17 protein-coding genes and 1 pseudogene are annotated in these 23,013 nt (G+C 72.1%); 10 read left to right on the top strand and 8 right to left on the bottom strand.

All coding sequences use genetic code 11. The annotated features are described in order from the left end of the window. Positions 1-33 precede the first annotated feature (33 nt). On the bottom strand, positions 34-297 hold the full coding sequence (locus tag IO30_RS0128230; RefSeq protein WP_003983763.1) for a WhiB family transcriptional regulator: 264 nt from the start codon (positions 295-297) through the stop codon (positions 34-36). Positions 298-924: 627 nt separating this feature from the next. Here IO30_RS0128230 and IO30_RS0128225 point away from each other — a divergent pair. From IO30_RS0128225 to IO30_RS0128215, 3 genes are read left to right on the top strand one after another with little or no spacing between them, the layout of a single operon-like run. Continuing rightward, positions 925-1,455, top strand: a complete 531-nt coding sequence (locus IO30_RS0128225; protein WP_031147496.1) for a cysteine dioxygenase — start codon at positions 925-927, stop codon at positions 1,453-1,455. Between the two features lie 27 nt (positions 1,456-1,482). Next, entirely contained in the window at positions 1,483-2,442 is a 960-nt protein-coding gene (gene cofD / locus IO30_RS0128220; RefSeq protein ID WP_031147495.1) for a 2-phospho-L-lactate transferase, read from the top strand. Beyond that, positions 2,439-3,740: a coenzyme F420-0:L-glutamate ligase gene (locus IO30_RS0128215; RefSeq protein ID WP_031147494.1), complete on the top strand. Its 1,302-nt coding sequence runs from the start codon at positions 2,439-2,441 to the stop codon at positions 3,738-3,740. The genes cofD and IO30_RS0128215 overlap by 4 nt, the downstream gene beginning before the upstream one ends. An 11-nt stretch (positions 3,741-3,751) precedes the next feature. Here the strand turns inward: IO30_RS0128215 and IO30_RS0128210 are convergent, their stop codons facing one another. Beyond that, complete coding sequence (locus IO30_RS0128210; protein ID WP_031147493.1) at positions 3,752-4,762, bottom strand: DNA-3-methyladenine glycosylase family protein; 1,011 nt, start codon at positions 4,760-4,762, stop codon at positions 3,752-3,754. A 596-nt stretch (positions 4,763-5,358) separates the two neighbouring features. Then, positions 5,359-6,744, bottom strand: coding sequence for a peptidoglycan recognition protein family protein (locus IO30_RS0128205; RefSeq protein WP_031147492.1), 1,386 nt, complete (start codon positions 6,742-6,744; stop codon positions 5,359-5,361). A 139-nt stretch (positions 6,745-6,883) separates the two neighbouring features. Here IO30_RS0128205 and IO30_RS0128200 point away from each other — a divergent pair, with 139 nt between their 5' ends. The 4 genes from IO30_RS0128200 to IO30_RS0128185 all read left to right on the top strand — a co-directional run bounded on the left by IO30_RS0128200 (position 6,884) and on the right by IO30_RS0128185 (position 12,756). Further along, positions 6,884-7,633 (top strand): TIGR03089 family protein, encoded by a 750-nt coding sequence (locus tag IO30_RS0128200; RefSeq protein ID WP_031147491.1) that lies wholly within the window; start codon positions 6,884-6,886, stop codon positions 7,631-7,633. A gap of 158 nt (positions 7,634-7,791) precedes the next feature. Further along, positions 7,792-9,000 carry an LCP family protein gene (locus tag IO30_RS0128195; RefSeq protein WP_031147490.1) on the top strand — a complete coding sequence of 403 codons (1,209 nt, stop codon included), beginning with the start codon at positions 7,792-7,794 and terminating at the stop codon, positions 8,998-9,000. A 222-nt stretch (positions 9,001-9,222) separates the two neighbouring features. After that, positions 9,223-10,950 (top strand): LCP family protein, encoded by a 1,728-nt coding sequence (locus tag IO30_RS0128190; protein WP_031147489.1) that lies wholly within the window; start codon positions 9,223-9,225, stop codon positions 10,948-10,950. Positions 10,951-11,016: 66 nt separating this feature from the next. Continuing rightward, positions 11,017-12,756 carry an LCP family protein gene (locus IO30_RS0128185; protein WP_237403454.1) on the top strand — a complete coding sequence of 580 codons (1,740 nt, stop codon included), beginning with the start codon at positions 11,017-11,019 and terminating at the stop codon, positions 12,754-12,756. A 114-nt stretch (positions 12,757-12,870) separates the two neighbouring features. Here the strand turns inward: IO30_RS0128185 and IO30_RS0128180 are convergent, their stop codons facing one another. Next, on the bottom strand, positions 12,871-13,896 hold the full coding sequence (locus tag IO30_RS0128180; protein WP_031147487.1) for a glycosyltransferase family 2 protein: 1,026 nt from the start codon (positions 13,894-13,896) through the stop codon (positions 12,871-12,873). A gap of 168 nt (positions 13,897-14,064) precedes the next feature. Between IO30_RS0128180 and IO30_RS0128175 the strand changes: the two genes are divergently transcribed. Further along, positions 14,065-15,570: an LCP family protein gene (locus IO30_RS0128175; RefSeq protein ID WP_237403453.1), complete on the top strand. Its 1,506-nt coding sequence runs from the start codon at positions 14,065-14,067 to the stop codon at positions 15,568-15,570. Between the two features lie 24 nt (positions 15,571-15,594). Here the strand turns inward: IO30_RS0128175 and IO30_RS0128170 are convergent, their stop codons facing one another. Then, positions 15,595-16,131 carry an acyl-CoA thioesterase gene (locus IO30_RS0128170; protein WP_031147485.1) on the bottom strand — a complete coding sequence of 179 codons (537 nt, stop codon included), beginning with the start codon at positions 16,129-16,131 and terminating at the stop codon, positions 15,595-15,597. A 106-nt stretch (positions 16,132-16,237) separates the two neighbouring features. Here IO30_RS0128170 and IO30_RS0128165 point away from each other — a divergent pair, with 106 nt between their 5' ends. Continuing rightward, the gene (locus IO30_RS0128165; RefSeq protein ID WP_031147484.1) at positions 16,238-17,593 is read left to right on the top strand and encodes an LCP family protein; all 1,356 of its coding nucleotides are present in this window, start codon (positions 16,238-16,240) and stop codon (positions 17,591-17,593) included. A gap of 74 nt (positions 17,594-17,667) precedes the next feature. Here the strand turns inward: IO30_RS0128165 and manB are convergent, their stop codons facing one another. Continuing rightward, positions 17,668-18,750: a mannose-1-phosphate guanylyltransferase gene (gene manB, locus IO30_RS0128160; protein ID WP_031147483.1), complete on the bottom strand. Its 1,083-nt coding sequence runs from the start codon at positions 18,748-18,750 to the stop codon at positions 17,668-17,670. 109 nt (positions 18,751-18,859) lie between these two features. Beyond that, entirely contained in the window at positions 18,860-20,032 is a 1,173-nt protein-coding gene (locus IO30_RS0128155) for an acyl-CoA dehydrogenase family protein (RefSeq protein WP_031147482.1), read from the bottom strand. A 220-nt stretch (positions 20,033-20,252) separates the two neighbouring features. Here IO30_RS0128155 and IO30_RS0128150 point away from each other — a divergent pair. Then, positions 20,253-21,581: pseudogene (locus IO30_RS0128150) on the top strand (UDP-glucose dehydrogenase family protein); the annotation flags it as partial. Positions 21,582-21,691: 110 nt separating this feature from the next. On the opposite strand, the gene IO30_RS0128145 reads toward IO30_RS0128150, so the two are convergent. After that, positions 21,692-22,774, bottom strand: coding sequence for a membrane dipeptidase (locus IO30_RS0128145; protein WP_031147478.1), 1,083 nt, complete (start codon positions 22,772-22,774; stop codon positions 21,692-21,694). Positions 22,775-23,013: the final 239 nt, after the last annotated feature.

The following is a 23,013-nucleotide window of genomic DNA, read 5'->3' as shown; positions in this document are numbered from 1 at the left end:
GGTAGGTGCCCGGCGGGGAGTGCCTCGGCCGGCTCAGACCGCTGCCTTTTTCAGGCGGCGCCGCTCACGCTCGGACAGACCGCCCCAGATGCCGAACCGCTCGTCGTTGGCGAGGGCGTATTCGAGGCATTCGGAGCGGACCTCACAGGCCAGGCAGACCTTCTTGGCCTCGCGGGTGGAGCCGCCCTTCTCGGGAAAGAAGGACTCGGGGTCGGTCTGGGCGCACAGAGCGCGCTCCTGCCATCCGAGCTCCTCGTCCGCCTCCTCGACCAGCAGTTCCTGAAACAGCTCGGTCATGTGCGCCCCTCGCTCTTCTGTGCGTCCCCGTGGTGATGCCGTCACTGATCGCTACGTAACGACACGAGTGAAATTACAAGTGCGTGGCTCCGGAGCAGTCAAGCCGGGATCTGCTATTGGGCCCCTTATTCACTCTGCGGAACCAAGCGTATGCAGAAAGTGTTCATATCGCCAAAAATCGTGACACATGCCACGGGCGTCACGCGATGCCCGTCTTCACCCGTAATCCACGTGACCCTCTGCGGTGTGGTTGCGATGGGGCCGCGGAAGCGGCGCAGATCACATTCCGGTCACGAGATGGCGGGTTTGGTTTGGATCCGGCAAGGCGCCACATCCCCTGGTCCACACTGCACAAACCTTTCTCCGCGCACAGTAACCGGATGAGGTGAAACTTTTGCCCCAAAAGAGACATTGGGTTGACAGTCCGGCCCTCGAACCGGTCTCCTTGTGCCCATGTCAGTGACCGCAGCCACCTCCGGGACCCCCATTCGTGGGTTCCTGTGTGCTGCCCAGGTTCACTGTTGCTGTTGCTGCTGTTGATGCCCGTGGAGCCATGGCTCCTCAGAGCTCCGGCCCTCCCCCACAGCAACCGCCAGCCCCACTGACATCCGTCGAGGTACTCCCACGATGAACAGCACCACCACCCCCCACGCGCACACCGAGAGCGACCTCCAGATCGCCGGCGACATCCTCGCCGTCCAGCACCTCCTCCAGCCCGCCCGCGAACACCCGGCCACCGTCGCCGAATTCGTCGGCCTCGCCCGCTCCGTCGCCGCGGACCGCGCCTCCTGGGAACACCTGGTCCGCTACGACGCCACCACCCGCTGGTACCACCGGCTGCGCACCGGCCCCGGCTACGAGGTCTGGCTGCTCAGCTGGGTCCCCGGCCAGGGCAGCGGCCTGCACGGCCACGGGGACTCCTCCGGCGTCATGACCGTCCTCGAAGGCGAGCTCACCGAGCACACCGCCCGCGGACGCCTGTCGCTGGGCCCCGGCTCCCAGCGCGTCTTCGCCCCCGGCTACGCCCACGAGGTCGTCAACGACACCCTCGACGGCGCGGTCAGCCTGCACGTCTACTTCCCCGGCCTGACCCGGATGCCGATGCACGGCTGCTCCCCGGCGGCCTCCGAGGCCGAGACCGAGGCCGTCTCCGCCTGAGCCCCGCGGCCTGACAGACTTCGGTGCATGCGCATCGTTGTTCTGGCCGGCGGTATAGGCGGCGCCCGGTTCCTCCGCGGACTCAAGTCGGCAGTGCCCGACGCGGACATCACGGTCATCGGCAACACCGGTGACGACATTCACCTGTTCGGGCTCAAGGTGTGCCCCGATCTGGACACGGTGATGTACACCCTCGGCGGTGGCATCAACGAGGACCAGGGCTGGGGACGCCTCGACGAGTCCTTCACCGTCAAGGAGGAACTCGCGGCGTACGGGGTCGGACCCACCTGGTTCGGCCTCGGCGACCGCGACTTCGCCACCCACATCGTCCGTACCCAGATGCTGGGCGCCGGCTACCCGCTGAGCGCCGTCACCGAAGCCCTCTGCGACCGCTGGCAGCCCGGGGTCCGGCTGCTGCCCATGACCGACGACCGCGTCGAGACCCACGTCGCGATCACCGACGCGGACACCGGGGAACGCCGCGTCATCCACTTCCAGGAGTACTGGGTGCGGCTGCGCGCCTCGGTGGACGCCGAGGCCGTCGTCCCCGTGGGCGCCGAGCAGGCCAAGCCCGGACCCGGCGTGCTGGAGGCCCTCGCCGCCGCCGACGTCATCCTCTTCCCGCCCTCCAACCCGGTGGTCTCGGTGGGGACGATCCTCGCCGTGCCCGGAATCCGGGACGCCGTGGCCGCCGCCCAGGCCCCCGTCGTCGGGCTCTCCCCCATCGTCGGCGGCGCCCCCGTACGCGGCATGGCCGACAAGGTGCTGGCCGCGGTCGGCGTCGAGTCCACCGCCTCGGCGGTCGCCCTGCACTACGGGACCGCCCTGCTCGACGGCTGGCTCGTGGACACCGCGGACGCGGACGCCGTGGCCCAGGTGGAGGCCGCCGGCATCAGCTGCCGGGCCGTGCCCCTGATGATGAGCGACCTGGCCGCGACCGCCGCCATGGCCCGGGCCGCGCTGGACCTGGCGGAGGCCTCGCGGTGAGCGCGGCGCGCGTGCCCTCGTACGAGGTGCGGGCCGTCGAGGGGATCCCGGAGGTCAGGCCCGGCGACGACCTGGCGAAGCTGATCACGACGGCCGCACCAGACCTGCGGGACGGCGACGTCCTGCTGGTCACCTCGAAGATCGTCTCCAAGGCGGAGGGCCGGATCACCGAGGCCTCCTCGCGCGAGGAGGCCATAGACGCCGAGACGGTACGGGTGGTCGCGCGCCGGGGCCCGCTGCGGATCGTCGAGAACCGGCAGGGGCTGGTGATGGCCGCCGCCGGGGTCGACGCCTCCAACACGGCCCCCGGCACCGTGCTCCTGCTGCCCGAGGACCCGGACGCCTCGGCGGCCGCGATCCGCGCGGGCGTGCGCGACGCGCTGTCCGTGGACGTGGGCGTGGTCGTGACGGACACCTTCGGGCGGCCGTGGCGCACCGGGCTGACCGACGTGGCCATCGGCTCGGCCGGCGTACGGGTCCTGGACGACCTGCGCGGGGGCACCGACGCGCACGGCAACCCGCTGAGCGCGACGGTGGTCGCCACCGCGGACGAACTCGCCGCCGCGGGCGACCTGGTCAAGGGCAAGGCGGCCGGGCTCCCCGTGGCCGTCGTACGCGGGCTGGGCCACCTCCTGGGCGAGGGCTCGGCGCGGGAGCTGATCCGCTCCCCGCACGACGACATGTTCCGGCTGGGCACCTCGGAGGCGGTACGGGAAGCCGTCACGCAGCGGCGCACCGTACGGGCCTTCACGGCGGAGCCGGTGGACCCGGGCGCGGTGCGCCGCGCGGTGGCGGCGGCCGTGACGGCCCCGGCCCCGCACCACACGACGCCGTGGCGGTTCGTCCTGCTGGAGTCCGAGGCTGCGCGGACCGGGCTGCTGGACGCCATGCGGGACGCGTGGATCGCTGACCTGCGGGCCGACGGGAAGTCGGAGGAGTCCGTGGCCAAGCGGGTGCGCCGGGGCGAGGTACTGCGGGCCGCGCCCTACCTGGTGGTGCCCTGCCTGGTGACGGACGGGGCGCACCACTACGGCGACGAGCGGCGCGACGGGGCGGAACGGGAGATGTTCGTGGTCGCGATGGGCGCGGGCGTGCAGAACTTCCTGGTCGCGCTGGCCGGGGAGCGGCTGGGCTCGGCGTGGGTGTCCTCGACGATGTTCTGCCGCGACGTGGTGCGCGAGGTGCTGGGCCTGCCCGAGGACTGGGACCCGATGGGGGCGGTGGCCGTGGGACACCCGGCGGCGGCCCCGGCGCAGCGGCCGGCGCGGCCGGTGCAGGAGTTCGTCGAGGTCCGCTAACCCTCCGGGGGTCAGAGGCGGCCGATGTCCCCGCGCGGCATGCGCGGGGCGCGGCGCGGTGGGGTGCGGCCCGCGAGCAGGATCAGGCGGGCGGCCCGGTGGCGCTGTCCCGCGTACGGGGCGAGGAGCTCCAGCATGGCGGCGTCGTCGGCGTCCCGGTTCCCGGCGAGGGCGTAGCCGACGATGCCCGGCAGGTGCAGATCGCCGGTGGTGACGGCGTCGGGGTCGCCGTTGCTGCGCTGGAGGGTCTCGGCGGAGGTCCAGGGACCGATGCCGGGGACGGCCTCCAGCCGCGCCGCGGCCTGCTCCGGCGGCATCCCCGCCGCCTCCTCCAGGCGGTGGGCCACGCGGGCGGCCCGGACGATGGCCGCCGAACGCTTGGAGTCGACCCCGGCCCGGTGCCAGTCCCAGGACGGGATCATGGCCCAGGTCCGGGCGCTCGGCACGACGTACATGTCCTGCGGCCCCGGTGCGGGCTCCCCGTACTGGCGCACGAGGCGCCGCCAGGCGCGGTAGGCCTCGTCCGCGGTGACCTTCTGCTCCAGCACCGTGGGGACCAGGGACTCCAGGACCAGCCCGGTACGGGTCAGCCGCAGGCCCGGGCGGGCGCGGTGACTGGCGTGCACGAGGCGGTGGCGGGGGACGAAGGCGGCGGGGTCGTCGCCGGAGCCGAGGAGCGCGGGCAGCTGTTCGAGCATCCACTCGGCGCCGGGGCCCCAGGCCTCGGCGTGGACCTCCTCGGCGGCGGTGGCCACCCGGAGGGTGGCGGGGCCCTGGGGGGTCAGGCTGGTGCGCCAGACGGAGCCGTCGGGGGTGGTGCGGAAGGTGGGGTCGGCGGGGCCGCGCCGGAGCGGGCCGAGGGTGAGGCCGAGGTCGACGGGTCCGGCGGGTCGCCAGTTGCGGGCCTTGGCTCCGGTTGCGGTGCCGGTTGCGGTGCCGGTTGCGGTGCCGCGCCCTGCGGGTACGTCGGTCCGGCCGCCGCGGACGGCGGCGCGGGTGAGCGGATCGAAGCGGCCGGCCATGGCACGAGCGTAGCCCTGCGGGGCTGGGCGGTGTGGTGGTGGCCCGTCTGCGGCACCGTTGCACGGGTTCCGCGGTGTCCCGTGCGGGGCTCGGCCGTGTGGCGGTGTCCCGCCTGCGGCGCCGCTGCACGGGTTCCGCGGTGTCCCGTGCGGGGCTCGGCCGTGTGGCGGTGTCCCGCCTGCGGCGCCGCTGCACGGGGCTCCGCGGTGTCCCGTGCGGGGCTCGGCCGTGTGGCGGTGTCCCGCCTGCGGCGCCGCTGCACGGGGCTCCGCCCCGGACCCCGCTCCTCAAACGCCGGAGGGGCTGGATTTTGCCCAGGCAGGGCGCTGGATGTGCTGGCCGGGGTCGAGGGGAGTGGGGACACTGCGGGGTGTCCCCGCAGGACGAGCGCGCAACCAGGGCCGAACGTGTCCGACGGGGCTCAGTGCGCGAGCCGAGGAGACACCCCGGAGGGGCACCGCTCCCCGACCCCCCACGCACAGGCCCCGCTGCAACGAGGCCAAAATTCAGCCCCTCCGGCGATTGAGGAGTGGGGTCTGGGGCGGAGCCCCAGAAGGCTTGGCGCAGCCCGGGCCGGGCCGGGCCGCCCGCAGGGTCAGCGGCCTTGGAGTTTTGCTGAGGACGTGCGGGTCGTCGGGAGTTTGCCGTAGAGCTGTTTGCCCGGGCATTCCGTGGCGAAGCCGTCGCGGTGGCCCGAGATGACGTTCATCGTGACGTTCTGGCCCTTGGCGTAGAGGTTGCCGCCGCCCGACTTCAGCGTGGTCTTCGCGCGCGGGTCGCGGCCGAAGAGGCCGAGCTTCCAGGCGGTCAGGCGGGCGACGGCGTCGACCGCCACGGCCGGGGGCGGGGTCGAGGTGAAGGAGCCGAGGACCGCGATGCCCATGCTGTCCGTGTTGAAGCCCATGGTGTGCGCGCCGAGCACGGCCTTGGTGACGCCGCCCGCGCGGCCCTCGTACACGGTGCCGCACTTGTCGACGGCGAAGTTGTAGCCGATGTCGCGCCAGCCGCTGCTGAGCACGTGGTAGCGGTACAGGCTGCGCAGGACCGCCGGGGCGTCCTTGCAGGCGTAGTTGTTGCCGGAGGCGCTGTGGTGGACGAAGGCGGCCTTGACGGTGTTCGTGTAGACGAAGCCCGACTCGCGCAGCGACTCGTCCGCGCCCCAGCCCTTGCGGGTGACGATCCGCGGGCGCGGGCCGATGAACGGGGCCGCCGCCGCGGTCAGGGCGCCGTCGCTGGCGAAGACGGCGTCGGCGGTGGAGTCGGCCTTGTCGAGCGCGGTGATCTCGTTGGCGCCGAGCAGGGCGTGCGGCAGGTTCGCCGCGGAGGACTCCGCCGTGGCCATCGACATGGCCGGTACGGCCACCGTGCCCTTGTCGTCGCCGCCGGGGCTGCCGTTCTTGCCGTCGTTCGTCCCGTCGGGCGGGGCCGCGCCCGGGTCGACGAGTTCGATGCGCATGCCCGAGGGCAGACGGCCGGGGGCCTGGGCGGTGGTGGTGCCGGGTTCCGCCTGGACGCGGACCTCGACCCCGTCGGACTCGCCGACCCAGAGCGGGGCGGTGGCGCCGCGGACCCGGCCGGAGCCGCGTTCCGCCGCGTCGGGGTCGGCGGCGTGTTCGCTGTTGTGCGTCTCGACGTCCTGCCAGTCGGACCAGGTCGCGGTCCGCGCGGAGCGGGTGCGCACCTGGACCCGGCCGTGCAGTTCGCTGCTCACGTCGTCCCAGACGACGCCGACCAGCGAGAACGTCTCGACCTCGCGCGCAGGCAGGCCCTGCGTCTCGGGCACCTGCGGCGAGGCGCTCATGCCGGGGACGCCGGGGGTGCGGTTCACCGCGGGTCCCAGGGGGACGAGCGGCAGTGACTGGGTGGACCCGGCCGGGCCCACGGGGACCGACTCGGCCAGGGCCGGAGTGGGGAGCGCGAGGGGCAGGGCCAGTACGGCGGCCGTCGCGACGCCGATCGAGGAAGCAAGGAATCCACGCATGAAAAGGATGGTGGGCAGGCGCACCGCCCGGCGCCATCCGAGAACTGACTGTCCGTCCGCTACGGCGCGCCCGTCCCTCCCCCGTACGGAGGATCGGGCGGAACCCGTACGGGGGACGGGCCCGCGTACCCTGTGCCGGGTGAACGCCACTGACCGCACCCCTGCCGACCTGCTGCGATCCGCGCTCGCCGCCGATCCCGGCCGCCCGCTCGTCACCTTCTACGACGATGCCACGGGCGAGCGCGTCGAATTGTCCGTCGCCACCTTCGCCAATTGGGTGGCCAAGACCGCCAATCTGCTCCAGGGCGACCTGGGCGCCGAGCCGGGCGACCGGCTCGCGCTGATGCTGCCCGCGCACTGGCAGAGCGCCGTGTGGCTGCTCGCCTGTGCCTCGGTCGGGGTGGTCGCGGAGGTGGGCGGGGATCCGGCCGACGCCGACCTCGTGGTCAGCGGCCCGGACTCGCTGGAGGCGGCCCTGGCCTGTTCCGGGGAGCGGGTGGCGCTGGCGCTGCGCCCGCTGGGCGGACGGTTCCCGCAGCCGCCGGCCGGGTTCGTGGACTACGCGGTGGAGGTGCCGGGGCAGGGCGACCGCTTCGCTCCGTTCGTCCCGGTGGACGCCGCGGGTCCGGGGCTGGTCGTCGGCGGCGAGGAGCTCTCGTACGCGGAGCTGACGGAACGGGCGCGGCGCGACGCGGCGGAGCTCGGCCTCGGGGAGGGCTCCCGGGTGCTGACCGGGCTCGGCTACGACACCTGGGAGGGGCTGTCGGCGGGGCTCTACGCCGCCCTGGCCTCCGGCGGCTCGGTGGTGCTGTGCCGCAACCTCGACCGGCTGTCGCCGCAGGCGCGGGAGCAGCGGACCGAGAGCGAGCGCGTCACCCACACCGTCTGATCCGCGCCGCCCCTCGCCGACACTCGGGCGATTTGTCACCCGGACGGCCCTAGACAGGACCCTGCCCCCGGGCTGCTCCGGCGCCCCGGGGGCAGGATCGGCAGTGGCCGTGCTCACCCGTACGGCTTGTTGTCGCAGCGGCGAGGGGACGGACGCGAGTGACGGACAGCGCGGGCATACCGGGTGGCACCGGAGCGGCCGGAGGCACCCACCGTCCTCCGCACGGCCGCCGGCGCCGCCTGCTGCGCTGGATCGGCCTCGGGGCGGCCCTGCTGGTGCTGCTGGGGGCGGCGACCGGCTGGTGGCTCTACAACAAGCTCGACGGGAACATCACCGAGGACAGCTCCGCCGCGGCCGAACTGCGCCGCTACGAGCGGGAGCGGCCGGCGCACCTCGCCACGGGGGCCCAGAACATCCTGCTGATCGGCTCGGACTCGCGCTCCGGCAAGGAGAACGCCCCGTACGGGCGCGACCGGGGGACGCAGCGCTCGGACACCACGATCCTGCTGCACCTGCCCGCGGACCGAAAGAGCGCGACCGCGGTCTCGATCCCCCGGGACCTGATGACGCAGGTGCCGTCCTGCCTCAAGGCCGACGGGGACCGCACAACCGAGCAGCTCGCCCAGTTCAACTGGGCCTTCGAGTGGGGCGGGGCCGCCTGCACCATCCGTACGGTGGAGAAGCTCACCGGGATCCGGATCAACCACCACATGGTGATCGACTTCGGCGGCTTCAAGCAGATGGTCGATGCCGTCGGCGGGGTGGAGGTCTGCCTCAAGGAGCCGATGGACGACTCGGAGGCCAAGCTGAAGCTGCCCGCCGGACGGCAGGTCCTGGAGGGCGAGCAGGCGCTGGGCTTCGTCCGCGCCCGGTACAGCATGGGCAACGGCAGCGACACCGAACGGATGCAGCGCCAGCAGCAGTTCCTCGGTTCGCTCGTCAAGAAGGTGCAGAGCAACGGGGTCCTGCTCAATCCGACACGGCTGTACCCGCTGCTGGACGCGGCGACCTCCTCGGTGACCACGGACCCGGGGCTGGCCTCGCTGCGGGGTCTGTACGAACTCGTTCGGGGGGTACGGGACATACCGACCGAGCAGATCAAGTTCCTTACGGTGCCCCGACGGCCGTACGCACCCAACCCGAACCGGGACGAGCTGGTCGAACCCGATGCGGAACGGCTCTTCAAGCAGTTGCGGGAGGACCGGCCGGTGACGGTGACCCCGCCCGAGCCGGAGACCGGGACCGGACCGGCGGAAGCCGGCGGGACCTCGACGGACGGTGAGAAGACGGGTGGCGGAACCGGTTCGTCCCCCGTTCCCGTCCCCACCTTCACAGGAACCACCGCAGGTACGGCCGACTGCCGGTAAAGCAATCCCAAAAGCCGGTGACCGAACCGAGCAGGATGAGCAGTTCGCCCCGTTATAAGGGGAGTGGAATTTGTCACCAGCATGGTTTGCAGCCGAACCTGACGGATAAGGTGAGCGATCCGGTGCCCCGGCCGGCAAGAGGTGGGGCACCAGCAGCCGGATCGTTGACCGTGCGCCTGGGGGAGGCGCGTCGCGAGGCACCGACGGAGGATTCGAGCAACCGTGGATGCGCAAAGCCGTGGGCGGGCAGACGAGATCGACCCCGCAGACCAGTGGGTGATCAACCCCCGCACCGGCCACTACGAGCTGCGACTGAGCAATTCCGCTCCGCAGCCGGGCCCTTCCGTCACCGCGCCGCGCAGATCGGCCTCGCCCCGTACGGCCCCGTCCCCCACGGCACCGTCTCCCGGTGTGCCCAAACCGCGGCGCGGCGACGGCCCGCCCGGGGGCAGGCGCGGCGGGCGCTCCCGCAAGCTCGGGGGCGGCGGCCGCCGCAAGGCGCTGCTCATCACCGGCGGGTCCCTCGCGTTCCTCCTGGTCGGTGGCTCGCTGGCGGCGTACCTGTACTACGACCACCTCAACGGCAACCTCAGCGTCACCGACATCTCGGGCGCGGGCACCGGCGGGTTCAAGAAGGACCAGGCCATCAACATCCTGGTCATCGGCACCGACAAGCGCAGCGGTGCGGGCAACGAGGGCTACGGGGACGCGGAGAGCGTCGGCCACGCCGACACCACGATCCTCTTCCACGTCTCCAAGGACCGCAGCAACGCGACCGCGCTGTCGATCCCGCGCGACCTGATCGCCGACATCCCCGTCTGCCCGACGAAGCAGCCCGACGGTTCGACGAAGAACGTCCCCGCGTCCAAGGGCACCCGCTTCAACAACAGCCTGGGGCAGGAAGGCCGCGACCCGGGCTGCACGATGCGCACGGTCACGGGGCTCACCGGCATCGAGATCGACAACTTCATGATGGTCGACTTCAACGCGGTGAAGAACCTGAGCACGGCGGTCGGCGGGGTCCCGGTCTGCGTGGAGAAGGCCGTGGACGACCCGGATTCGAAGCTGAAGCTCCCGGCGGGCGAGAGCCGGCTGTCGGGCGAGCAGGCCCTGGCCTTCGTACGGACCCGGCACGCCTTCGGCAACGAGAGCGACCTGGACCGGATCAAGACCCAGCAGGCGTTCCTCAGCTCGATGATGCGCGAGATGAAGTCGAAGGAGACGCTGACCAGTCCGAAGAAGTTCTTCTCGCTCGCGGAGGCGGCCACCAAGTCGCTGACGGTGGACCAGGGGCTGGGATCCATCAACAAACTCACCGACCTCGCGGGTGAGTTGAAGGCCATAGACCTCAAGAACATCACCTTCACCACCCTTCCGGTGCTCGACAACCCGGCCGAGAAGGTCAAGGCCACCGTCGTGCTCGACCAGGGCCGTGCCGATCCGCTGCTGCAGATGATCCGGGGGGACGTCTCGCTCACGGAGGTCGAGAAGAAGGAGCAGGCCGCGAAGGCAGCCGCCGACGCGGAGGCGCAGAGCAAGCAGGACGCGCTGCTCCAGGGCAACCGCGCGCCGGTGGCCGACGTACGGGTGGACGTCTTCAACGGCGGCGGGCCCAAGGGCGCCGCCTCCACCACCTTGAACTGGCTGCAGAACACCAAGGGCGTCGCCCGGGCCAGCAACCTCGGCAACGCCCCGGCGAAGGTCGGGGCCACCCAGCTGGAGTACGGGCCCAACCAGGCCGATCAGGCCCGGGCCCTGGCGGACCTGATGGGCCTGCCGGCCTCCGCACTGAAGATGGGGACGGCGGACGCGGGGGCGAAGACCCCGATGAAGCTGACCCTCGGGCCGGACTTCAAGGAGGCGGGGACGCCGCTGACGGCCCCGGCCCCGCAGGAGCTGTCCGAGGACGTGCAGCGGATCGAGGCGGACAAGTCGGTGTGCGTCAAGTGACGGGCCGCAGCCGGTAGGACCGGCATCATCTGGACCGAATTGGGATTTTCTTCAGGGGGGGTACGTGTGAGGCACAGCAGCGTGCAAGGGGAGGGGGCGGCGGCCCAGTCCGCCGGTGACGCTTCCGGCGACGGGGACGACGACGGCACGAGCGCGGGCGCGGGCGGCGCGATACCCGCCCCCCGGGGCGGATCCCGTGCCGCCCGCCGCTCCGCGGCCCGCGCCGCCGGCCGGCGTACGTCCCGGCGGGGGCGGCGCCGCGTGCTGCGCTGGGTGGCCTCCGTGCTGTCCCTGCTGATACTCGGGACGGGGGCGGCCGGCTACCTCTACTACCGCCACCTCAACGGCAGCATCCACACGGACGTGCTGAACCTCGGCGAGAACAAGCTGGGCGGTTCCAAGCCCAACGCCTTCGGGCAGACCCCCCTGAACATCCTGCTCATCGGTTCCGACGCGCGCAACGACGAGGCGAACCAGGCCCTCGGCGGCGCCTCGGACACCTTCGACGGCCCGCCGCTGGCGGACGTGCAGATGCTGCTGCACCTGTCCGCGGACCGCAGCAACATGTCGGTGGTGTCGATGCCGCGCGACACCCTGCTGAAGATGCCCAAGTGCACGGAGCCGAACGGCAAGGTGCACCCCGAGAGCAAGGGCCTCGTCCAGACCAACGAGTCGCTCCAGCGCGGTGGTCCGGGCTGCACGGTCGCCGCCTGGACCGAGCTGACGAAGGTACCCATCGACCACTTCATGTTGATCGACTTCAAGGGCGTCGTCTCGATGGCGGACGCCATCGGCGGCGTCCCGGTCTGCGTGGAGCAGAACGTGCACTCCCGGAACAGCAAGGGCGAGGGCTCCGGCCTGAAGCTCCCGGCGGGCGAGAGCATCATCCAGGGCGAGCAGGCCCTGCAGTGGCTGCGCACCCGCTACGGGTTCGAGGACGGCACCGACATCGGCCGCACCCACGCCCAGCACCAGTACATGAACTCGATGGCCCGCGAGTTCCGCAAGAACGCCAAGCTCACCAATCCGGTGAAGCTCAACAGCCTGGCGCAGGCCGCCATCGACGCCATGGTCGTGGACACCGGCCTGAACAAGATCGACAAGCTGTACGACCTCAGCATGGAGCTCAAGAAGGTCCCGCCGGGCCGGATCACCATGACGACCATGCCGTGGGTCTACAGCACCAAGCCCGGCATGAGCGGCCGCGTCGAGCCCAAGGAGGGCGAGGCCGAGGACCTGTTCCGGATGGTCCGCGAGGACATCGCCCTCGACGGACAGGGCTCCGCGGCCCCCACGCCCGCCGCTTCCGGCACCCCGGCTCCCGCGTCGAGCAGCCCCGCAGGCGCGTCGAGTACGCCCCCGCCGGCGGCGACCTCGGCTGCGCCCGTGGCCCCGTCGAAGATCTCGTTCACCGTCCGCAACTCCACGAGCGGCAAGGACGGTGCCGAGGCCAGGGCCAAGAACCGGGCCACCGAGGTCGCGGCCCTGCTGGGCGGCAAGGGCTTCACCGGGGCCGTCGCCGAGAACCGGACGGGCGCCGAGGACACCACGGTGGTCCGCTTCGCCCGCGCCGACCAGGAGGCGGGCGCACGCACCCTGGCCACCGCCCTCGGCCTGCCGGCCTCCTCGGTGCAGCAGTCCGCGGAGGTCCCGGGGATCGTCCTGTTCGTCGGCAAGGACTGGCGGACCGGCGAGCTGCCGGCCGCGCCGCCGCCCGCCCCGACCAAGGCCCCGGACTCCGCGCATCCCCTCAACGGGGACAACGACAAGGCCTGCATGGCGATCCAGCCCGGCTTCACCTGGTAGGCGCCCCGGGACACGACGAAGGGGCCCTGCGGGGGCTGTGCCGGTCACAGCCCCCGCAGGGCCCCTTCTTTCGCGTCTCTGCGCGTCCTTCGCGGCCTGCGCGGCCTGCGTGCCTCAGACCTGCGAGGAATCCCGGTGGACCGCCGGGCGGCGGCTCGCGATGACCTTGTTCGCGAGCGAGCGCGGGCTGGTCAGGAAGCCGAAGCCCCAGCACAGGTGCATCGTGGCGAGGGCGACGGGGATCTGCGCCCGGGCCTTCAGCGGCAGGCCCTTGCCCGCCGGTACGGAACCCGCGGCGATGGCCGCGAAGTAGCCGGCCGGGAGGGCGAAGCCCCACGGGGTGAGGACCGCGCCCACGACCACGCCGGCCGCGAGCGCGGTGACGAGCGTCGGCGGGGCCAGGTAGCGCGGGTTGATGGAGCCCGCGTGGTAGCGGGCCACCACGTGCCGCCACCGGCCGTAGTCCTTGTACTGCTTGGCCAGGGCCCGTACGGACCGCCGGGGGCGGTACTGGACCCGCAGCTCGGGCGAGAACCAGATCAGACCGCCGGCCTCACGGATACGGAAGTTCAGCTCCCAGTCCTGGGCGCGGATGAACTCCTCGTTGTAGCCGCCCTGCTGCTCCAGCGCCTCGCGGCGGAAGACGCCGAGGTAGACGGTCTCGGCCGGTCCGGCCTGGCCGCCGGTGTGGAAGGGCGCGTTGCCGACGCCGATCCGGGAGGTCATCGCGGCCGCGACGGCCTCTTCCCAGGCGTTCTCGCCCTCGGCGTGCATGATGCCGCCGACGTTCTGCGCGCCCGTCTCCTCCAGGAGGCGGACGGCGGTGGCGATGTAGTTCGGCGAGAGCATGCCGTGGCCGTCCACGCGCACCACGATCGGGTGACGCGAGGCCTTGATGGCGGCGTTGAGGGCCGCCGGGGTCCGGCCGGTGGGGTTCGGGACGGTGTGGACTCGGGAATCCTCGGCGACGAGTTCGGCGGCGATCTCGTCGGTGCGGTCCGTGGACGGGCCCAGCGCGATCACCACCTCCATCTCGCCCGCGTACTCCTGTTCCAGGATGTGGCGGACGGAATCGCGGAGGTAGTGCTCCTCGTTGAGCACCGGCATGATCACCGAGACTGCGGGCTGCTGGGCGGGCATGTCGTCCTTCAAGGTCGGGTATCGGTGTCACGTTACCGCGTACGGGGGAACCGGGTGCGCGCCGAGTGAGCGGTACGGACAAACGCTGATCGTATGGGCCTACTGTTCTGACGAATCCGACGAACCTGGCCCATCTGTCGACCGGTCTCCCAGCTGACCCCCGCGGAGGTGTCCACCGTGCCCCAGCCGCACCGTCCCACCCGTCCCGCCAGGCCACCCCAGCCGCAGCGAGCGCGGCGCGGCGGCCGCGGCGGCGGCCCGGCGCGGCGCGGAGACGAGCGGCCGCGGTGGGGCGTGCGGATCGCGGCCGGGCTGTCCGTCGTGGTGCTGGGCTGCGGGGCGATCGGGCACGCGGTGATGACCGGCCTGGACACCGGGATCCAGCGGGTGGACCCCTTCAAGGACATGAAGAACCGGCCCGAGGCCGGGCACGGCCTGAACTTCCTGCTGGTCGGCACCGACGGCCGCGAGAAGATCAGCCCGGAGGAGAAGCGCGAGTACCGCCTCGGCGGCGCCCCCTGCCGGTGCACCGACACGATCATGCTGGTGCACCTGTCGGCCGACCGGGAACGGGCGAGCGTGATCAGCCTGCCCCGCGACAGCTACGCCCAGGTGCCCGCCCACCGGGACCTGGTCACCGGCAAGGCGCACAAGGCCCACCCGCTGAAGCTGAACGCGGCCTACGCGGAGGGCGGGCCCGGCCTGACCGTGCGGACCGTCGAGAACATGACCCGGGTGAAGATCGACCACTACCTGGAGGTCGACTTCACCAGCTTCATGAAGACGGTCGACGCGGTCGGCGGCGTGGAGATCTGCACCGCCAAGACCATGCGCGACCGCAACACCGGGCTCGACCTGCTGCCCGGCACCCACCGGCTCGGCGGCGGACAGGCCTTGCAGTACGTGCGCTCGCGCCACATCGACGGCGCCTCCGACCTCGGGCGGATGCAGCGCCAGCAGCGGTTCGTCGCCGCGCTGATCAAGCAGGCGACCAACGGCGGGGTGCTGCTCAACCCGGTGAAGTTCAAGCAGGTGAGCTCCACCCTGCTCGGGTCCGTACGCGCCGACGAGGGCTTCGGCTCGGAACAGATGCTCGCGCTCGGACAGGCCATGCGGGACTTCACCCCGACCTCCTCCGAATTCGCCTCGGTACCCGTCGGCGACCCCTCGTACCCGGTCAAGGGCATCGGCTCCACCGTGAAGTGGGACGAGCCGAAGGCCGCCAAGCTCTTCGCGGCCCTGCGCGACGACCGGCCGCTGGCCCCGGCCCGCCCCGGGCGCCCGGCCGGGCGGCCCGCCGCGGTGCCGGTGGACGTGCCGCCGCAGCAGATCCGGGTCCAGGTGGAGAACGGGACGCGGATCGACGGGCTGGGCGGGCGGGTCGACGCCGCGCTGCGCGCCACCGGCTTCGACACCACCCGGGCCCCGGGCAACGGCGCCAGCCGCGAGGTCAAGCGCACGGTGATCACGTACGACCCGCGCTGGGACCGCTCGGCCCGGTCCGTGTCGACGGCGCTGCCGGGCAGCGAGCTGCGGGCGGTGGCGGGCCAGGGCAGGACGGTGCTGGTGACGGCGGGCGCGGACTACCGCAAGGTGGTGCCGGTGCGGGCCGAGGACCCCTACCAGGGCCAGTTCGGGGTGGTCACCGGCGACCAGGTGGTCTGCGGGAAGTGACCGCCCCGTCCGGGCGGCCGGCGGTCAGTCGTCGAAGCCCTGCGCCGCCCGCTCCTCGCGCAGCGCCATGATCGCCTGGCGGCGGGCGAGCCGGTGGGTCCTGCGGATCTGGGCCTCCTGGTAGCGGCGCTCGTCCTGCTCCGTCTCGGGGAGGACCGGCGGGACCGTACGGGGCTTGCCCTCGGCGTCCACCGCCGCGAAGACGAGGTAGGCGCTGCCGACCTGGGTGGCGGGGGTGGATTCGTTCCACCGCTCGGCGAGGACCCGTACGCCGATCTCCATGGAGGAGCGGCCGGTCCAGTTGCACTGGGCCTTCACGTGGACGAGGTCGCCCACCCGCACGGGGGCGAGGAACGCCATTTCGTCCATGGAGGCGGTGACCGCGGGGCCACCGGAGTGGCGGCCGGCCACGGCGCCCGCCGCGTCGTCCACCAGCTTCATGATCACGCCGCCGTGCACCGTGCCGAGGAGGTTGGTGTCGTTGGCGGTCATGATGTGGCTGAGGGTGGTCCGGGAGGCCGAGGTCGGCTTCCCGGCCGGCTCGCCCGCTATCTGTGTCATACGGACACCTTAGATCGGCCGCGCAGGCATCAGCTCTGCAACAGCACCGGTACGGAACCCCCACCGGGCTGTCGGACGACACGCCCGGCCGGGCATTCTTGTCCGCATGAATGACTGGCCAGAGGGGTGGACCGGGGACCGCGACGAGCGCGGCCGCCGCGACGACGGATACGGGCGCGGCAGCGCGCAGGCGCAGCCCGAGGGCGCGCAGCGGATGCGGCACGTCCAGCGGCAGCAGCCGCCGCAGCCGCAGCGGCGTCCCGGGCAGCCGGCGGTCCCGCCGCCCGGCCGTCCCCCGGCGGGTCCGCCCGCGTACGGGGTCCCGCCGCAGCAGTCGCCGGACCACGACACGTACGGCGGCTACGACAGCGGCTACAACACCGGCCAGGTCTACGGCGCGCCCTCCGGCGGCGCCCCCGGTGCTCCGGGCGGTCCCGCGGGTCCGCGGCCCCCGGCGGGTCCCGGGCGGCCGCCCGGCCCGGCCCCGGACTGGCGCAAGCGGATCAAGGTCGGTTCGATCGTGCTGGTCTCGGCGCTGCTGGTGACCTCGGTCTCCACCTACTTCTGGGCCGACTCCAAGGTGCGCCGCGAGGTGGACCTGTCCAAGGTGATCGAGCGCCCGAAGGAGGGCGACTGCACCACGTACCTGATCGTGGGCTCCGACAGCCGCGAGGGCATGTCCGACGAGGAGAAGAAGAAGCTCCACACGGGCTCGGCCGAGGGCAAGCGCACCGACTCGATGATGATCCTGGCGAAGTGCTCCAGCGGGAACACGATGATCTCGCTGCCGCGCGACTCGGACGTGGAGATCCCCTCCTTCGTCGGCTCCCAGTCGGGCAAGAAGTTCCCCGCGCAGGGACGCCGGGTCAAGCTCAACGCGGCGTACGCGGAGGACGGTCCCGAGCTGCTGGTGCGGACGGTGGAGCACAACACCGGGCTGCGCATCGACCACTACGCGGAGATCGGCTTCGCCGGGTTCGCGAACATCGTCGACGCGCTGGGCGGTGTGGAGCTGGACATCGAGGAGGGCTTCAAGGACGAGAAGTCGGGCGCCGACTTCAAGGCCGGCAAGCAGACGCTGAACGGCGAGCAGTCCCTGGCCTTCGTGCGCACCCGCTACGCCTTCGCGGAGTCGGACCTCCAGCGGACGAAGAACCAGCAGAAGTTCCTGGCGGCGCTCGCGAGCCAGGCGGCCACCCCGGCCACGGTGCTGAACCCGTTCGCCCTGTACCCGACGCTGGGCGCGGGCCTGGACACGCTCATCGTGGACAAGGACATGGGCCTGTGGGACATGGGGCAGATGTTCTTCGCGATGAAGGGCGTCAACAGCGGTGACGGCGTCTCGATGAACATGCCGATCTCCGGGCAGCGCGGCGGCAACCTCGTCTGGGACAAGGCGAAGGTGCAGCAGCTGGTGAAGGAGATCCAGAACGACCAGAAGGTCACCGTCCGGGGACAGTGACCTTGCGGCGGGCGGCGCGCGGTGCCTGATGCGGCACGCGCGCGCCGGTCCGGCCGGCCGTCGGGCGCCCGGTCTCAGGAGTCCGAGGAGAAGCGGATCGCGGCGGCGGGAAGCCGGGCCTCGCACCACACGCGGGCCCCGGTGCGCAGCTCGTTGTCGGCTCCGACGACCGCGCCGTCACCGACGACGGTCCCGTCCAGGACGGTGCGGGCGCCGACCTCGGCGCCGGCGCCGATCAGGCTGGCGTTGATCTGCGCGTCCGGGCCGATGACCGCGTCGGCGAGCACGATGGAGCCCTGGACGACGGCGCCCGCCTCGATGCTGGCGCCCGCGCCCACGACGGTGCCGCCGGACAGCTTGGCCCCGGCCGCGACGCGCGCGCCGGGCAGCACCAGGGACTCGCCACGGCGTCCGGGGACGGCCGGGGAGGAGACGACTCCGCGGACCAGGTCGGCGGAGGCCTGGATGATGGACTCGGGCTTGCCGAGGTCCATCCAGTACGTGTTCTCGGTGACGCCGTGCAGCTTGGCCCCGGAGGCGAGCAGGTCGGGGAAGGTCTCGCGCTCGACGGAGACGGGGCGGCCGGCCGGGATGGAGTCGATCACGCTGCGGCGGAAGACGTAGCAGCCGGCGTTGATCTGGTCGGTGATGATCTCTTCGGGGGTCTGCGGCTTCTCGGTGAAGGCCAGCACCCGCCCCTCGGAGTCGGTGGGGACCAGGCCGAAGGCGCGCGGGTCCTCGACCCGCACCAGGTGCAGGGAGACGTCGGCGTCGGCCGTCTTGTGGGACTCGACCAGGCCGGCGATGTCCAGGCCGGTGAGGATGTCACCGTTGAAGACGAGGACGGCCGAGTCGGGGCCGCCGGTCAGGCGCTGCGCGGCGTTGCGGATGGCGCCGCCGGTGCCCAGCGGCTCGTCCTCGACGACGTACTCCAGGGTGAGGCCGAAGTCGGATCCGTCGCCGAAGTAGGGCTCGAAGACCTCGGCGAGGTAGCAGGTGGCCATCACGATGTGCGTGACGCCGGCAGCTGCGGCCCTGGCTATCTGGTGGGCGAGGAAGGGGACACCGGCCGTGGGAACCATCGGCTTGGGGGTGTTCACCGTCACGGGCCGCAGGCGCGTCCCCTGTCCGCCGACCAGCAGGATCGCTTCCGTCATTACGTTCTCCCCAACCGGTTCTGGCGTACGAAGGTTCAAATTTAGCCCATCCGGGGGGCGTGCAAAGGCCGGAGGCGGTGTCGGCGTCCGCCTCCGGCCCGGTTCCGCTTTACGGCAGGTTGCGCGCCATGACGATGCGCTGGACCTGGTTGGTGCCTTCGTAGATCTGGGTGATCTTGGCGTCGCGCATCATGCGCTCCACCGGGTAGTCGCGGGTGTAGCCGTAACCGCCCAGGAGTTGGACCGCGTCGGTGGTGACCTCCATGGCCACGTCGGAGGCGAAGCACTTGGCCGCGGCGCCGAAGAAGGTGAGGTCCTCGTGGGGGCCGCCGCCGGACACGCGCTCCGAGCGGGCCGCCGCGGAGTACGTCAGCTGGCGGGCGGCCTCGATCTTCATGGCCATGTCCGCGAGCATGAACTGCACGCCCTGGAAGTCGCCGATCGGCTTGCCGAACTGCTTGCGCTCCTGGACGTAGCCCTTGGCGTAGTCCAGGGCGCCCTGCGCGATGCCGAGCGCCTGGGCCGCGATCGTGATGCGGGTGTGGTCGAGGGTCTTCATCGCGGTGGCGAAGCCGGTGCCCTCGGCGCCGATCATGCGGTCGGCGGGGATCCGGACGTTGTCGAGGTAGACCTCGCGGGTCGGGGAGCCCTTGATGCCGAGCTTCTTCTCCGGGGCGCCGAAGGAGACGCCCTCGTCGCCCTTCTCGACGACGAAGGCGCTGATGCCCTTGGAGCGCTTCTCGGGGTCGGTGACGGCCATGACCGTGTAGTACTCGGAGACGCCCGCGTTGGTGATCCAGCGCTTGACGCCGTTGAGGACCCAGAAGTCCCCGTCGCGCACGGCGCGGGTCTTCATGCCGGCGGCGTCGGAGCCCGCGTCCGGCTCGGAGAGCGCGTACGAGAACATCGCGTCGCCCTTGGCCAGCGGGCCGAGGTACTTGGCCTTGAGCTCCTCGGAGCCGGAGAGGATCACCGGGAGCGAGCCGAGCTTGTTGACGGCCGGGATGAGGGAGGAGGAGGCGCAGACGCGGGCCACTTCCTCGATCACGATCACGGTGGCGAGGGCGTCGGCGCCCGCGCCGCCGTAGGTCTCGGGCACGTGGACGGCGTGCAGGTCGCTGGCGACGAGGGCGTCGAGGGCTTCCTGCGGGAAGCGGGACTCCTCGTCGACCGCGGCGGCGAACGGCAGGATCTTCGCCTCGGCGAGCGAGCGGACCGACTCGCGGAGCATGTCGTGCTCCTCGGCCGGACGGTACAGGTCGAAGTCGGCAGAACCCGCCAAGACTCTCACTCCCCAGATGATGATGCGTGATGCTAACTACCGTTAAGTAACCCAAATCTTAGTGTCCGGCGTCCTGGCAGCGATATGTACGGCGTACGTGAGCTGCATGACAGCCGTGCCGGAACCGGGTACCGCCGGAGAACGTCCCCCCACATGGGCCCGACTATGCTCAGTGGCCGCAAACGGCCCGCCGGCCGCCCCCGCACCGTACGGAGCACCCATGGCCCCCCTCAGGATCACTGTGATCGGCACCGGATACCTCGGCGCGACGCACGCCGCCGCGATGGCGGAGCTGGGGTTCGAGGTGCTGGGACTGGACGTGGTGCCCGAGAAGATCGAGATGCTGGCGTCGGGCCGGGTGCCCATGTACGAGCCGGGGCTGGAGGAACTGCTCCGCGCCCACGTCGCCGGGCTGCCGGGCTCGACGGGGCGCCTGCGGTTCACCACCTCCTGGGAGGAGGTCGGCGCCTTCGGCGACGTCCACTTCGTGTGCGTGAACACCCCGCAGAAGCACGGTGAGTACGCCTGCGACATGTCCTACGTCGACTCCGCGTTCGCCTCGCTGGCCCCGCACCTGACCCGTCCGGTGCTGGTGGTCGGCAAGTCCACGGTGCCGGTGGGGTCGGCGGAGCGGCTCGCGGCGAAGCTGACGGAGCTGGCTCCGGCCGGCGCGGAGGTGGAGCTGGCCTGGAACCCGGAGTTCCTGCGGGAGGGCTTCGCCGTGCAGGACACCCTGCACCCGGACCGGATCGTGGTCGGCGTCCAGGGCGAGCGCGGCGAGAAGCTGCTGCGCGAGGTGTACGCGACCCCGATGGCGGAGGGGACCCCGCTGGTGGTCACCGACTTCCCGACCTCGGAGCTCGTGAAGACCGCCGCCAATTCCTTCCTCGCGACCAAGATCTCCTTCATCAACGCGATGGCTGAGGTCTGCGAGGCCGCCGGCGGCGACGTGGCCAAGCTTGCGGAGGCCATCGGCTACGACGAGCGCATCGGTGCGAAGTTCCTGCGGGCCGGGATCGGCTTCGGCGGCGGCTGCCTGCCGAAGGACATCCGCGCCTTCATGGCACGGGCCGGCGAGCTGGGCGCCGACCAGGCGCTGACCTTCCTCCGCGAGGTCGACTCCATCAACATGCGGCGCCGCGGCCACATGGTGGAACTGGCCCGTGACGCGGTGGGCGGCTCGTTCCTCGGCAAGCGGGTGGCGGTGCTCGGCGCGACCTTCAAGCCGGACTCGGACGACGTCCGCGACTCCCCCGCGCTGAACGTGGCCGGACAGATCCACCTCCAGGGCGGCCAGGTGACCGTCTACGACCCCAAGGGCATGGACAACGCCCGGCGGGTCTTCCCCACCCTGGGGTACGCGGACTCCGCGCTGGAGGCGGCCCGTGGCGCGGAGGTCGTGCTGCACCTGACCGAATGGCGCGAGTTCCGCGACCTCGACCCGGCCGAGCTGGCCACCGTCGTCACCGACCGCCTCGTCCTCGACGGCCGCAACGCCCTCGACCCCCTGCGCTGGCGCGCGGCGGGCTGGACCTACCGGGCGATGGGGGCTGCCGTGTACTGGACGTACTCGGTTGCCCCGGCAGTGCGGCGAGGCGCGGTGCCGGGCGGCGCGGACCCGGCAAGATCCGAAAGAGACGGCCTAGCCCTCGGCAGGGGTCACGGAGCGGCCGTGCGGCGGTGCTGGGCCGCGCGGGCCGTGAACTCCGCGTCGCGGAGCACCCGTTGGGCGTTGCCCCAGGTCAGCAGGGCCAGGTCGGCCTCCGGCCAGCCCCGGTCCAGGAGTTCCGCGATGAGTTTGGGGTAGCCCGAGGGGTCGACGAGCCCGGTCGGGCGGGGGTGTCCCGGTGCGGTGCCGAAGGTGGCGCCGAGGCCGACGCAGTGCGGGCCGGCGACGGCCCGCACGTGCTCCACGTGGTCGGCCACCGCGTGCAGGGAGTCCCCGGTCCGCGCGGTGTCGAAGGTGACCATGGCCAGGCCGTTCGCCGCGCGCAGCGCGAGCAGCACCTCGTCGGTGACGTTCCCCGGATACGGGTTGAGGGCCGCCGCGGCCGTGTTGGAGACGATCACCGGGGCCTTGGAGGCCCCCGCGAGCTGGCAGGCCGCCGGCGCCGGGCAGCCGGCCAGGTCCAGCAGCACCGCGAGGCGGTTCGCCTCCCGGACCACCTCGTGGCCGAAGGCCGTGAGGCCCTCCTGGGCCCAGGGCGCCCCCGCGGGCGCGAGGATCCGTACGCCCAGCGCGTGGAAGGCGCGCAGGGTGCCGAGGGCGTCGGTGAGGGTGCGGCCGGGCACGGGGCCCAGGAACGAGGCGATCCGGCCCCGGTTGCGGGCGTCGGCCATGTCGTCGGCGCTCAGCGCGAGGCAGAGGCTGTCGGGGTAGCGGCGCATCAGGGCCAGCGCCACGTCGATCTGTTCGAGGGTGTCGGCGACCACCTGGTCGGCCGCGTCCGCCTCGCGCGGGGTCAGCAGCGACCAGAACTGGGCCCCGACCCCGCCCGCCCGCAGCCGGGGGATGTCGGTGTCGATCCCGGCTTCCGGCGTGTCGAGGTCGTGGTACGGGTTCTGGCGCAGGGCCCAGACCAGGGTGTTGCAGCCGTCCGCGACGGGATGGACGGACAGCAGCGCGGCGGCCCGGTCGAGGGCGCCGGGCAGCGGTGCGGCGGGGACGTCCTCGGCTCCGAGGGAACCCGGGCCGACGGGGACCAGGCCCGTGTCGGGTCGTTCGTCCTGCAGGTCGGCCATGGCGTTCGCTCCGGTCTCGGCGGCAGCAGGGAGAGATGCTGCCACCGTGACATGTGGGACGCCCCGGTCGCCCGGCGGATGTGGCGTTCGGGTGTAATCCGCAGGTCACACCCGGTCACCACCTCCGCCGGACGCCCGAAGAGACGACCTAGATGTGTTGTCCGGACAGGTTGGTGACGCGGCTGGCGGGTGTTTGGCCTTGGATGCCGGTGTGGGGCCGGTGGTAGTTGTACCAGTCG

The sequence above is a fragment of the Streptomyces xanthophaeus genome, from assembly GCF_000725805.1.
Lineage (GTDB): Bacteria > Actinomycetota > Actinomycetes > Streptomycetales > Streptomycetaceae > Streptomyces > Streptomyces xanthophaeus.
The sequence above is the reverse complement of the archived record's forward strand: the minus strand, read 5'-3'. Positions and strand labels throughout refer to the sequence as shown.